Origin of the sequence: Segetibacter aerophilus, from assembly GCF_007991655.1 — a bacterium.
Taxonomy (GTDB): Bacteria; Bacteroidota; Bacteroidia; order Chitinophagales; family Chitinophagaceae; genus Segetibacter; species Segetibacter aerophilus.
In genome coordinates, this window is record NZ_BJYT01000010.1 from 52,818 (window position 1) to 66,730 (window position 13,913).

At 40.9% G+C, this 13,913-nt stretch carries 11 protein-coding genes; 10 read left to right on the plus strand and 1 reads right to left on the minus strand.

The features are described from left to right. The first annotated feature begins 45 nt into the window (after window positions 1-45). The 8 genes from mraY (at window position 46) to ftsZ (ending at window position 11,597) form a co-directional block, all read left to right on the plus strand. Window positions 46-1,344: a phospho-N-acetylmuramoyl-pentapeptide-transferase gene (gene mraY / locus SAE01_RS14000; RefSeq protein WP_147204405.1), complete on the plus strand. Its 1,299-nt coding sequence runs from the start codon at window positions 46-48 to the stop codon at window positions 1,342-1,344. A gap of 70 nt (window positions 1,345-1,414) precedes the next feature. Next, on the plus strand, window positions 1,415-2,800 hold the full coding sequence (murD, locus tag SAE01_RS14005; RefSeq protein ID WP_147204406.1) for a UDP-N-acetylmuramoyl-L-alanine--D-glutamate ligase: 1,386 nt from the start codon (window positions 1,415-1,417) through the stop codon (window positions 2,798-2,800). 77 nt (window positions 2,801-2,877) lie between these two features. Further along, window positions 2,878-4,221, plus strand: coding sequence for an FtsW/RodA/SpoVE family cell cycle protein (locus tag SAE01_RS14010; protein WP_147204407.1), 1,344 nt, complete (start codon window positions 2,878-2,880; stop codon window positions 4,219-4,221). Window positions 4,222-4,295: 74 nt separating this feature from the next. Further along, window positions 4,296-5,450 (plus strand): undecaprenyldiphospho-muramoylpentapeptide beta-N-acetylglucosaminyltransferase, encoded by a 1,155-nt coding sequence (murG, locus tag SAE01_RS14015; protein ID WP_147204408.1) that lies wholly within the window; start codon window positions 4,296-4,298, stop codon window positions 5,448-5,450. 53 nt (window positions 5,451-5,503) lie between these two features. After that, the gene (gene murC / locus SAE01_RS14020; protein WP_147204409.1) at window positions 5,504-6,898 is read left to right on the plus strand and encodes a UDP-N-acetylmuramate--L-alanine ligase; all 1,395 of its coding nucleotides are present in this window, start codon (window positions 5,504-5,506) and stop codon (window positions 6,896-6,898) included. Window positions 6,899-6,904: 6 nt separating this feature from the next. Next, a complete protein-coding gene (locus SAE01_RS14025) occupies window positions 6,905-8,080 on the plus strand; it encodes a cell division protein FtsQ/DivIB (protein WP_147204410.1) in 1,176 nt (391 codons plus the stop codon). Between the two features lie 190 nt (window positions 8,081-8,270). After that, a complete protein-coding gene (gene ftsA, locus SAE01_RS14030; protein WP_147204411.1) occupies window positions 8,271-9,656 on the plus strand; it encodes a cell division protein FtsA in 1,386 nt (461 codons plus the stop codon). Window positions 9,657-9,767: 111 nt separating this feature from the next. Continuing rightward, a complete protein-coding gene (gene ftsZ / locus SAE01_RS14035; protein ID WP_147204412.1) occupies window positions 9,768-11,597 on the plus strand; it encodes a cell division protein FtsZ in 1,830 nt (609 codons plus the stop codon). Window positions 11,598-11,719: 122 nt separating this feature from the next. Here ftsZ and SAE01_RS14040 read toward each other — a convergent pair whose 3' ends face one another. Next, window positions 11,720-12,139 (minus strand): response regulator, encoded by a 420-nt coding sequence (locus tag SAE01_RS14040; RefSeq protein WP_147204413.1) that lies wholly within the window; start codon window positions 12,137-12,139, stop codon window positions 11,720-11,722. Window positions 12,140-12,366: 227 nt separating this feature from the next. On the opposite strand from SAE01_RS14040, the gene SAE01_RS14045 reads away from it, so the two are divergent. Continuing rightward, window positions 12,367-12,975 (plus strand): GDSL-type esterase/lipase family protein, encoded by a 609-nt coding sequence (locus SAE01_RS14045; protein WP_147204414.1) that lies wholly within the window; start codon window positions 12,367-12,369, stop codon window positions 12,973-12,975. Between the two features lie 23 nt (window positions 12,976-12,998). Continuing rightward, entirely contained in the window at window positions 12,999-13,727 is a 729-nt protein-coding gene (locus SAE01_RS14050; protein WP_147204415.1) for an esterase family protein, read from the plus strand. The last annotated feature ends 186 nt before the right edge of the window (window positions 13,728-13,913 follow it).

A 13,913-nucleotide genomic window follows, 5' to 3' on the forward strand; every position in this document is an offset into this window, starting at 1 on the left:
ACTTTCTCCTTTTGACTTAACAATAGTGGACTAGTAATTTTTAATATGCTGTACTACATCTATCAATGGCTGGCAAAAGCAGGAATAAAGTTTCCGGGAAGTGGACTGTTTCAGTTCATCACCTTCCGTATGCTGTTGGCTGTTTTACTGTCGCTGATAATTACTACAGTCTATGGAAAACGCCTTATCAGATTTTTGCTTAAGAAACAAGTGGGTGAAACGGTTAGAGATTTAGGGCTTGCGGGAGAACAGCAAAAGAAAGGTACCCCAACGATGGGCGGCATAATCATCCTGCTTGCTATCATCATCCCTACCCTATTATTTGGAAACCTTGATAAGGTCTACGTACGCCTGATGCTACTGAGCACGGTATGGTTAGGCATCATAGGATTTATAGATGATTATTTGAAATTAAGGTCTAAGAGAATTGCCAAAGAAAAAGGTTTAAAGTATCAAAAGTCTGACAGTGATGGCTTGGCCGGAAGGTTTAAAATATTTGGACAGGTGGTATTAGGAATTATTGTTGGTGCCACCCTATACTTTAATAGCAGTGTAAATGTTGAGCGTGAGATAATGTCTAAGCAAGGAGTTGAAACTATTCACGCAGGAGAAAGAAAGGTGAACGAAGTAACACGAATGATCAGTGGAAGGCAACATCGTTTTGCAGTTGTACAAACACCTATTACAACCATTCCGTTTGTAAGAAACCACGAGTTTAATTATTCGAGATTATTGCCCGAAGCTTTAAGGGGTTTTACGTGGGTTTTATATATTCTCATAGTAATCTTTATTATCACCGCTGTATCAAATGGTGCCAATATAACTGACGGCCTCGATGGTTTGGCGACAGGCGTTTCGGCTATCATTGGTGTTTGTCTTGGTGTCTTCGCTTATGTAAGTGGAAACGTAAGATTAGCAGAATACTTAAACATCATGTACATCCCTAACCTGGGAGAACTAAGCATTTTTATCGGGGCTTTCATTGGGGCATGTATAGGTTTTTTATGGTACAATGCATTTCCTGCACAAGTTTTTATGGGCGACACAGGTAGTCTCGCACTTGGCGGTATCATAGCATCACTTGCCATTATCATCCGTAAAGAATTAATGATACCAATTATCTGCGGCGTGTTCCTGATTGAATTGGTGAGCGTGATCTTACAGGTATCCTACTTCAAATACACAAAGAGAAAATATGGTGAGGGGCGAAGGATTTTTCAGATGAGCCCACTACACCATCATTACCAAAAGTTAGGTTACCACGAGAGCAAAATAGCAGTGAGGTTCTGGATCGTAACAATATTATGCGTCGTGTTTTCTATCATGAGTTTGAAAATAAGGTAGAAGCCCCGGCCCTAAAGGGAGGAGAGAGAAAGAAGATAGTATTTGATTATAAAACAAGGGATTGGAATTGATGAACGACGATAAAAATAATTACGCTCTTTTAAGCTCCCCTTTACGGGCGGGGGGGCTAATAGTACTCGGCGGTGGTGAAAGCGGTGTGGGTGCCGCAATACTGGGAAAGCAAAAAGGTTATAATGTTTTTCTAAGCGACGGCGGTTCATTGAAAGAAAGTTATAAGCAGGAACTACTTGCAAACAATATAGAATTTGAAGAAGGCGGACATACGGAAGAGAAGATATTAAGTGCCGATGAAATTGTAAAAAGTCCGGGTATCCCTGAGAAGAATGAACTGGTTAAAAAGATAAGAGCTAAGGGAATTCCGGTGATTAGTGAAATAGAATTAGCGTACAGGTTTAAGGGTGATAGTAAGATTGTAGCCATCACAGGCAGTAATGGCAAAAGCACTACAACCTCACTTATCTATCATATATGCAAAGTTGCGGGTCTTGATGCAGCCCTCGTTGGTAACATCGGGTACTCGTTTGCGAAGCAGGTGGCTGAAGATCCAAAGCCATTATATGTAGCTGAAATAAGTTCGTTTCAACTAGATGATATCAAGGAATTCAGGCCGGATGTATCGGTGCTGTTAAACATAACAGAAGATCATTTAGACAGGTATGAATACAAGTTTGAAAACTATATAAACAGCAAGTTTAAGATAATAGAGAACCAGACTGAAGATGACTATTTCATATACAACCTGGACGATGAAGTGATAACGAAAAAACTGGAGACTTTAACCCTACATATAAACCAACTGCCATTTTCCATGAAACAAGAAGTAAAGAAAGGAGCATACATCAAGGCCGACCAGATGATGCTGAAGATACAGGAAGAACGAGTGAGTATGAGCATTTACGACTTTGCTCTGAAAGGAATACACAATCAACACAACACAATGGCAGCAGGCATTGCAGCTTCTACCCTTGGCATACGCAAGGAGAAGATCAGGGAGGCGGTGAAGACATTTGAGAGTCTCGAGCACCGTATGGAATATGTAGCTACAGTTCGCGGAGTAGATTTTATAAATGACAGCAAAGCGACGAATGTTAACAGCACCTGGTATGCGTTGGAAAGTTTGAAGAAGCCGGCCGTTCTGATATTAGGAGGCGTTGACAAAGGAAACGATTATTCATTTATAGAAGACCTGGTAAAAGACAGAGTAAAGGCAATTGTATGCATGGGACTGGATAACAAAAAAATTCATGCAGCTTTTAAAGATGTAGTAAAAACAATTGTCGACACACAAAGCGCACATGACGCTGTAACAACAGCATTCAACCTTGCTTCAAAAGGTGAAGCAGTATTGCTTAGTCCGGCCTGCGCAAGTTTCGATCTTTTTAAGAATTACGAAGAAAGAGGAAAGAAATTTAAAGAAGCAGTAAAGGAGTTGTAGAAAACAAGGTGAAAGGAAAAAGGTATAGGGTAAAAGGCCCTGAACCTTACGCCCTAAACCTTAAACCCGATTTTAGAATGAGTACATTTTTCAATAAGCCGTTTTCAGAGATGCCACCGGTAAGAGGTGTAGGCGGAGGCTTGCTTAAAAGGACCAAAGGCGATAAGTATATCTGGGGAATAGTTATTCTGCTGGCTATTACTTCTTTGCTGGTTGTTTATAGCGCCACAGGATCATTGGCCTACAAGATGTACAAAGGCAACACCGAGGTGTACCTGTTTAAGCAATTTGCTTTCATCGTTTTGGGCATTATTGTAATCTATTTTGCGCATCGGATTAACTACACGCTCTATTCAAGGTTTGCATTGTACCTCTTTCTTGCTGCCATACCATTAATGATATTTACTTATTTCTTTGGCGCTACTATCAACGATGGAAGCCGGTGGATTAAGCTTCCCATCATCAACATGACTTTCCAGACGAGTGATCTTGCGAAGTTGGGATTGTTTATGTACCTGAGCAGGCAGTTGAGTCGAAAGCAGGAAGTAATCAAAGATTTCAAAACCGGCTTTTTGCCCATTATTATTCCAATCGGAATCATTTGTATGCTCATTGCTCCGGCAAATCTTTCAACAGCTCTGCTGACAGGTGCAACAGGGTTGCTGCTCATGTTTATTGGCAGGGCGCAGGTAAAACACATTCTTTCAACGATAGGAATTGCGCTCGTACCGGTGCTGCTTTTAATTGCAGTTGCGGTAGGGACTTATGATAAGAATACAGAAAAGCAAACAAAAAGTGTTGCTATCAGCGAGCTAAAATCGCATGGTAGAATTGGCACCTGGATAAACCGGGTTCAAGACTTTATGTACGCAAGCGACGAAGAAACACCTTACCAGGTTCAGCAGGCGAAAATTGCCATTGCAAAAGGTGGGATAATTGGCGTAGGTCCGGGAAACAGCGAAGCGAAGAACTTTATGCCTCATCCATATTCCGATATGATTTATGCAGTAATACTTGAAGAGTATGGACTGATCGGAGGCGCGATCATCATTTTCATGTACCTCATTTTTCTTCTGCGTTGTATACGATTGTTTAGAAAATGTCCCTTTGCATTTGGTGCATTCCTGGCGCTGGGGCTAAGCTTTACACTTGTGATACAAGCAATGGCAAACATGGCAGTAGCGGTAAATCTTGTTCCTGTAACAGGTGTTACGCTGCCACTGGTTAGCATGGGCGGAAGCTCGTTTCTCTTTACCTGTGCATCTATAGGAATTGTGCTGAGTGTAGCAAGAAACGTCGAACAACTGGAAGGGAGGATCCCTCCAACTTCCCCTCAAGGGGAGGCTGTGAAGCCGGTTGATGAAGTCGAGGAACCTATTAATAAAAAGAGAATTGAGAAAGAGTTGGAGCCCCAGCCCTAAAGGGAGGAGAGAGAAAACAGCTATTAAAATAAGAAGTTTATAGTGGATGGGTATAAAGAAGAAAAAAAAATTTGATGATAGAACTGACCCCAAATACTGAAACGGTTTCCGGCTCCCCCTTTAGGGGGCGGGGGGGGCATATTATCATTGCAGGTGGAGGAACAGGCGGACACATTTTTCCGGCAATTGCTATTGCAAATGCCATAAATCAAATGGCACCTGGTATAGAGATTTTGTTTGTTGGCGCCAAAGGAAAAATGGAAATGGAAAAAGTGCCGCTGGCCGGATACAAAATAGAAGGCCTCGACATAGCGGGATTTAACAGAAGTTCTTTGATAAAAAATATTGGTCTGCCTTTGAAGCTTATTAAGAGCTTTTTCCAGGTAAGGAAAATTATTGCCGAATTTAAACCAGACGCAGTAATTGGTGTGGGAGGATATTCAAGCTTTCCGGTTCTAAAGCAGGCGCAGTTAAAAGGTATCCCAACGTTCATCCATGAGAGCAATTCGTTTGCCGGTAAAACAAACATGCTACTTGGAAAAAAGGCGACGAAAATATTTGTTGCATCAGAAGGAATGGAAAAATTCTTTCCTGCTACAAAGCTTTTAGTAACGGGTAATCCTGTAAGAAAATCAATTGCTCAATCATCGGTAACACGTTCAGAAGCATTTCGTTTTTTCAATCTTGATGAAACTAAAACTACTGTGTTAGCGGTTGGCGGAAGTCTAGGTGCAAGAAGCATAAATGAAGCCTTAGCAAGTAAGCTGGATGCGCTTCGAGCACGTGAATTACAACTTATCTGGCAAACCGGAAAAACAACGGCGGCGGCATATAAAGAGAAAGCAAGTAACTGTGAAAACGTGTGGGTAGATGAATTTATAACGCAAATGGAAATGGCTTATGCCGCGGCTGATATAGTTATCAGCCGATCAGGAGCAATGGCGGTTACTGAATTGTGTGTAGCTAAAAAACCCGTCATATTTGTTCCGTTTCCACATGCTTCAGAAGATCACCAGACAGTTAATGCACAAACCCTGGTTAACAGGAAAGCGGCGCTGATGATTAAAGACAATGAGGCAAATGATAAGCTTATAGGAATGACAATTTCGCTTGCTGAGAATAAAGACCTGCAAAACGATCTAAGTAAGAACATAGCAAAGCTTGCTGTAACAAACGCAGATGAAGTGATAGCAAGTGAGATATTGAAGACGCTGAAGCCCCAACCCTAAAGGGAGGAGAGAGTGGTGATGGATTTATAAAATAGAATAATGAGCGAGAATTAATGAACGAAGAGAAAAATTATAGTGCTGCTAAAAGCTCCCCTTTAGGGGCGGGGAGGCATAGTCTCTATTTCATAGGCATCGGCGGAATTGGAATGAGTGCAATAGCACGCTATTTCAATACACAAGGAGTGAAGGTTAGTGGTTATGATAAGACCGCCACGGTGCTAACAAAGCAGTTGGAAGCGGAAGGGATAAATATACATTATGAGGAGAACCTTTCACTGATCCCGAAAGAAGTGGACCTCGTGGTTTATACGCCTGCTGTTCCGGCAAATCATGCCGAGTTGCAGTTTTATCAGAACAACGGTTACAAGGTTGTAAAGAGAAGTGATGTTTTAAAAATCATTACAGAAAGTTCTTTTAATATCTGTGTTGCAGGTACCCATGGTAAGACAACTGTCAGTACAATGATCGCTCATATTCTTCGTCACACAAGTTTTGGTTGTAATGCTTTTTTAGGAGGCATTTCTGCAAACTACCAGACCAATTTTTGGAGTGATAAAAAGAATGTCTGTGTGATAGAAGCAGATGAGTACGATAGAAGCTTTTTGAAGCTATCGCCAGATGTTGCTGTAATCACAGCGATGGATCCTGACCACCTGGACATTTATGGAACAGCCGAAGAATTTGAAAACGCATTTATTGATTTTTCAAAAAAGGTTAAAAAAAGCGGGATACTAATAACAAAATTTGGATTAAGCAGAAGTGAAGAATTTACGGCTGACAAACAGTTAACCTACAGTTTAAATGACACTAATGCTGATGCATATGCAGGAAAAATAAAAGTTGAAAATGGCTCTTATGTTTTTGATGTGACTGTTAATGATTGGTCACTGAAAGACGTGACACTACACATGGGTGGTTTGCACAACATCGAAAATATTGTAGCTGCCATATGTGTCGCAAAACAGCTAGGAATAGATGACCAGAAAATAAAAAGTGCAGTAGCTGATTTTAAGGGAGTCAGGAGAAGGTTTGAATACGTGGTAAAAAATGCTGAGCACGTTTTAATTGATGACTATGCGCACCATCCGGAAGAACTAAGGGCGCTGATAGGTGGCGTAAGAAGTTTGTTTGAACAGGACGTTGTTATGGTATTTCAACCGCATCTTTTTAGCCGCACAAAAGACCAGGCAGAAGGTTTCGCAGAAGTGCTGGACCTGTGTGATGAAGTCGTTTTATTGCCTATTTATCCAGCGAGAGAATTACCAATGGAAGGTGTCAGCAGTGAGATGATTTTAGAGAAAATGACTATTGCAAACAAAAAGGTTTTAAGTAAAGACGCGGTAAAAAATTGGATAAAAAAAAGCAAACCCAAACTGTTGGTGATGGCTGGTGCAGGAGATATCGATCTACTGATTCAAGAGGTTAAGGTATTATTAGAATCACAATAAAAAGTTATGCAACAAGTGTGGAGAAAAAGATGGAGGAACGGCGGATGGATTGCACTTGGAGCGATTACTTTAGTGTTACTTGTGTCGGCAATTCATGCCAAGAATAATAAGGAGTGTACGGGCATTGAAGTGTCGTTTAATAGGGACGGAACTAACTTCTTCGTGGATGAAAAAGGCGTTGTCGCAGTATTAAAAGCATATGGCTCCATTAAAGGAGAACCGATAGAAAACATCAACCTGAAAGCACTGGAAGAAAGACTAAAAGCCGACAGGTGGATTGCAAATGCAGAATTGTTTTTCGATAACAAACAGGTGCTACAGGTGATAGTTGAGGAGAAAGAACCTGTAGCCCGGATTTTCACTGTTGAAGGAAGTTCTTTTTATATAGATAGTGCATGTAGAAGATTGCCACTAAGTGAAAAGTTAAGTGCAAGGATACCAATGTTCACCAACTTTCCGTCAAATCGATCAACGTTGTCGAGACCTGATAGTGAGTTATTGGCATCGGCCAAAGACTTAGCATTGTTCATACAGGCAGATGATTTTTGGAAAGCGCAGGTAGCACAGGTAGACATAACACCAACTGGTTTTGAAATGATACCAACAGTTGGAAGTCATGTGGTCGCGTTAGGTAAAGATGGGAATTGGCAGCAAAAGTTTGACCGGCTGTTTAGTTTTTATAAGCAGGTATGGACGCAGGTTGGGTTTGAAAAGTACGAGAAGTTGGATGTTCAGTTTGATGGGCAGGTAGTAGCCACCGTAAAAGGAGCAAAACCAGCAAAGGTAGATAGTGTAAAAGCGAGGATGGCTTACGAGAATTTACTTATCCAGGTAAAAAAATTAGAGACTGATTCTATCGCGGATAATAGTAATAATGATTCTTTTAGAGATTCTGCTAAAGTGAAAAATCCAACCTCAACAAATGCACAAATAGTAAACGTGGGAGGAAAAAAAATATTGCCTGTTAAACAAAATATTTCAAGCACCGCCTCACGGAAATTAGCTGCAAAAGTACCGCAAGCAAAGGTGGTTGTGGTAAAAGAAAAACAGGTTAATGAAGTGGTGAAACAAGGCGCAATAAAACCGGCTGTAGTAACTAAAAAAGCAGAGCCGAAGAAAGAGCCAAAGGCTGTTATGAAACCGAACACGAATGTAAAAGGCAAAGTTGTAAAAGTGAAATAGAAGCGATACAGACAATAGGCAAGTAAAGAGAAACAGTACAAGTGAGTGACACAACGATGATGAGGGAAGGAACACTGCTGGGGCCTAACATAAGGAAATAACATGAGAGGTTAGAATAGATTAAAACATAAAAACAACAACAGCTTTAAGCCTCGCGGGGGTTTGAGGCTTAACAAAAACACACATAGATATGAACGTCAACGAAGCACCCATCATTGTAGGTCTCGACATCGGCACAACCAAAATTGCTGCCATCGCGGGACGTAAAAATGAGTACGGTAAGCTGGAGATCCTTGGCTTTGGCCGTGCTAATAGCACAGGCGTACAACACGGCCAGGTTTTAAACATTGAGCAAACGATCAAAGCGATTCAACAAGCTTTAAAAAATTGCTATGAGTCAAACCCTGACCTGGAGATCAGCGAGGTGTACGTGGGAATTGCGGGGCATCATATAAAGAGTTTGCAAACCCGTGGCGACATTGTTCGGCAGGATTCAGAGAACGAGATTACCATCTTTGAAATCGAGCAATTAATAGACAACCAAAAGAAGACTTTCATTCCTGCGGGCGATCAGATCATAGATGTAATTCCGCAAGAGTTTACGGTTGATAATATTCAAAACATCCCTAACCCTATTGGATATAATGGGGTTAAGGTTGGAGCGAATTTTCACATTATTACCGGCGACAGAAATGCCATCAGAAACATCAATAGGGCTGTTGACAAGAGTGGTCTAAAAACCAAAGACCTTGTTCTGCAACCACTGGCTTCAGCATCAGCGGTGATGAGTGAACTGGATATGGAAGCTGGTGTAGCGATCCTCGACATTGGCGGAGGTACTAGTGACCTTGCTGTTTTCTACGAAGGAATTCTAAAGCATACTGCAGTCATTCCTTTCGGCGGTGAGAATATTACCAACGATATTAAAACCGGTCTTGGTGTATTGAAGCAACAAGCTGAAGCAATGAAAGTGCAGTTTGGAAGTGCCCTGGCGGATGAAGCAAAAGCAAATGCTTTCATTACTATACCAGGAATGAATGGTATGCCCGCAAAAGAAATCAGTGTTAAAAACCTTGCTAACATCATACAGGCGAGGATGGGCGAAATACTCGATTTTGTTACTTACCATCTTAAGCAAGTAGGTCTCGATACAAGGATGTTGAATGGCGGAATTATTCTAACAGGAGGTGGTTCTCAGTTAAAGCACCTTATTCAATTGACTGAATATTCTACAGGTCTATATGCACGCATCGGTTTCCCTAACGGTCACCTTGCTGCCAACCATATTGACGAGTTGAAGAAACCAATGTACAGTACTTGTATTGGTTTGATCTTAAAAGGCTATAGCGACTACGAACATAAATACAAGGAATTCGAAAAATCTTTTAAGAAAGTAGTTGTTCCTGAAACGCTTGTAAAAGAAGACGAGCCCGAAGTAAGACCACTTGAAGTACCCATCGCAGAAACAAAAGAAACTGTAAATACAAGAGGAAGAAAAGGAATGACAAAGTTCTGGGAGAAGTTTAAAAACAACTTGCTGGAACTTTTTAAAGAAGAAGGTGACAAGGACTTATAGAGTTATGAATGTAGAGTTATGAGTTACAGCACTCATAATTCATAACTCAGAACTTATAACTAGTAAAACAACAACAAAACATAATCTATTTACCCAATCAAATTTCGAACTATGATTCACTTTGATTTGCCGAAGCAGAAGTCATCTATCTTAAAGGTGATAGGTGTAGGTGGTGGCGGTGGAAATGCCGTAAACCACATGTACGGTCAAAATATTGACAGCGTCGATTTCATTATATGTAATACTGATGCGCAGGCATTGGCTAACAGTAAAGTTCCAAACAAGATCCAGCTTGGGCCACACCTGACGCAAGGTCTGGGCGCAGGGGCGAATCCTGAAATTGGTAAACAAGCGACAGAAGAAAGCCTTGAAGAAATCAAACGTATCCTGGAAGTCAATACTAAGATGGCTTTCATTACTGCCGGTATGGGTGGTGGAACAGGTACTGGTGGTGCGCCTATCATTGCTAAGATTTGCAAAGATCTGGGTGTGCTTACTGTGGGTATTGTAAGTACCCCGTTTACCAATGAAGGTCCAAAACGTATGCGTCACGCTGAAGCAGGTATACAGCAGTTGAGAGATAACGTGGATACTTTGCTTGTTGTTAGCAACGACAAATTGCGCCATCAATACGGCAACCTTAAAGTAAGAGAAGCATTTAGCAAAGCTGACGATATTTTGGCGACTGCAGCTAAATGTATTACGGACGTAATCACTAGCAATGGCCAGATAAACGTCGACTTTGCTGATGTCTGCACCGTAATGCGCAATGGCGGTGTTGCTATTTTAGGAAGCGCACAAGCCGATGGCGAAGACAGGGCTCAACGTGCCATTGAAGATGCAGTGAATTCTCCTCTACTAAACGATAGTGAAATCCGGGGCGCTAAATGGATCCTTGTAAATATCACTTCTGCGGAAGGCGATTATGAAATCACTATGGATGAAGAAGATACTATTATGAGTTACCTGCGCCAGCAGGCCGGAGACGATGCAGACGTTATTAAAGGTATTGGCTTCGACGAGTCGCTAGGAGACAAAATAGGCGTTACTATCATTGCCACAGGCTTTGAACATAAAGACCCATTTAAACCAACGCCAAAACCAAAAGAAGAAAAAAAGCCGGAAGAAAAAATAGTTCTTCACTTATCTTCTAATGGTGTTGAAGAGAAAAAACAATATACCCAACCAGCTTTAGCCTTAGAAGACAAAGACCCTTATGCACCAACAATGGTCGAAGTGTCAAACACTGCTCCCGCTGTTATACAGCCTTCACAACAGTACTACCAGGAACAACAACCTCAGGCGGTAGCACAAGAGCCTCAAGTTACTCAAACCAGTGACGGGCCCGTATATCGTTTTGAATTAAAGCCGGAAATTACAGAACAAGTAAAGCCGCAATTTTCTGAACAACAGCCGCAACCAAACGACGATAGCCTGAATATAAAACCAGGCGCCAATTTTCTTTCCAGACCATCTAATATTTATGCAGAATCAAAAGCTGGAGAGTCTCAAGTCATAAATCCTATGGAAGCAAAACCATCAAAACAACAGCTTCCTGAACAACCGGAGTTCGAGATGAAGTTAGTAATGAAGGATGAAATGCCAGAACCGACGGATGTACCTAAACCAATTCAAGCTAGTAGCAACCCATCTCAATCTGTAGAGGACCTTGCAATGCAAGACGATGCAGAAGACCAAAAACGCAGAGCACAGGAAAGGATTCAGAAGTTGAGAAACTTATCCTTTAATATGAATACTGCTGATGCAAGCACTGAGTTTGATTCTGTACCTGCGTACATCCGTCGCAATATGGAGCTCTTCGGAAATACCCTTACTTCAGTAGAAAATTTTTATAGCAAGTACACCGTAAAACCAGACGAAAACGATAAAGGCCAGATAAGTTCTATCAATACTTTTTTAGATGGTAAAAAACCTGACTAGTAGTTCATTTGCAGTTCGTACCGGTTGGTGAACTGGTATGAGTTTTTTTTAGATTGTGTTTTTAGTTGTTGTCCCTCCGCAAAAACGGAGGGATTTTTTATACCCGCTGGCATAAAAAGGAACTATAGAATAACAAACTCTTCGCGTGGAGGAATGGCAATCAAGGTTTCCTTACCCATCGAAATAAGCTTCTTGATAATCTTAGTGATGTCGTCTATCGCGTTGGGCTTAACTATAAAATAGTTTGCGCCGTTTCTATACGCGTTATCAATGTCTGCTTTGCTAACAGAAGTGGAGTAAATTAATATGGGCACCTGGTCGTACTTCCTTTCCTTTCTCAACAGTTGCAAACATTCTATGCCATTTTTGACTGGCATGTTAATATCGAGGAATAAAATATCCGGAAGTGTTTTTAAAATGAAGCGCCAAAGTTCTAGCCAATTACCTGCATATGAAAGTTGCAGTTTTTCACCTGCTTTTTCAGCCGCCTCCTGTAAGATTAAGAAATCATCTTTATCATCATCGGCCATCAAAATATGCATAGCAACGTCGTTTGTCTAATTAACAGAAACATTATTCTACAAATAAAGTCAAAAATTCAATCGATTTAGTCTAAATAATTTTTTTCGGCAAATTGCATTTTACGATCGGCTGGCCCCGGTAAGACTACGCTTTCCACTAAATTATAAGTATACGTTTCCCGGTGCTTCTATTGTGCTAAAGCATCTTTGTGGTATCACTTTTGAAACTAAAAACGAAACTGTTATAGATGCAATGGTATGAGGAAGATGTAAAGGCCGCAATAGCAGAAAGGCAAGGCTGTCGGTATGATCCTAAGACAATTTTTTATGGCAGTTCATCTATACGATTGTGGAACAAACTCTATGAAGACTTTGAAGGTTTTAAGCCTGTAAACCTCGGATTTGGAGGTTCTACACTTGCAGCCTGTGTGTGGTTTTTTGATCGTATTGTATCACCCCTTAAAACTCCCACTAAGTTTATATTGTATGCCGGCGACAATGACCTCGGCGATGGGCGACATCCGGAAGAAGTCCTAATCTTTTTCCGTGAGTTCATAGTTAAACTACGTCAACAATATCCTGCTATCGCATTCTATTATATTTCAATCAAGCCAAGTATAAGTCGCCTTGAAATAATCGATCGAATTATTTACACAAACAAGTTGATAGAAGAAGATATAAATAGAAGGAGCGACAACGGTTACTATATAGACATATTCTCAAAAATGCTTGGTAAAGATGGCAAACCGATTGCTACTTATTTTGAGGATGATGGGCTTCACATGAATAGAGACGGGTACATTTTATGGAGGGAGACTATCTTAAATGAGTGCTTGTTGACTGAGAAAATCCATTAGCCGTAGTAAACCTTTATTTTAAAATGAACCGGGAATATCACAAATGGCTCAGTCCGCATCTAAAACGAAATATGGAGTTGCTTGTATTTGGGCATGCCGGCACTCCTGTGTTATTCTTCCCCACCCGAACGGCGCGCTTCTATGATTACGAAAATTGGAAGGTCATAGACGCCATTGCCGATAAAATAAACAAAGGCTGGTTACAGGTATACTGCGTCGATAGCATCGATCTCGAAAGTTTTTATTGCTCGTGTAGTCATCCGAGTCAACGCATTGTTCGCCACATTCAGTACGAGAAATATATAGTAAATGAAGTATTACCATTAATAAAGCATAAAAACAGCAACAACTATATCATTTCGACAGGCTGTAGTTTAGGGGCCTATCATGCAGTAAATATTTCTTTTCGCCAGCCGCAACTTTTTGGTAAAGTGGTGGGCATGAGTGGCAGGTACGACTTAACCCTGCACGCAAACAACTTCAGCGATTTGTTTGATGGTTACCAGGATGAGAACGTTTATTTCAATATGCCCTCACAGTTTATTCCAAACCTTACCGACCAAAACATCATCAGGGATTTAAAGAAATTACAGATAGTGCTGGCCGTTGGCAAAGAAGATCCTTTTCTGCCTAACAACCAGTACTTACACAATGCGCTTTTAAAAAAGGGGATAGCCAACACATTGCACATTTGGGAAGGCGAAGCACATCGTCCCAGGTTCTGGCAACAAATGGTACAGTACTTCCTATAGAGATTAAATATTTTTAGTTCCGCATTTGTTACTTCGTTCAACATTCTTGTGTCACTCCCTTGTACCGCAGTTTCTACTTTCAACGTCTTTATAGCGTTTTCTCTACAGTGTCATAAGCCATATTTGGGGTAAAAAAATCTCCTTTAAAATAAATACGCCCGTGCTAGTATTTCCTATTGAATAAAA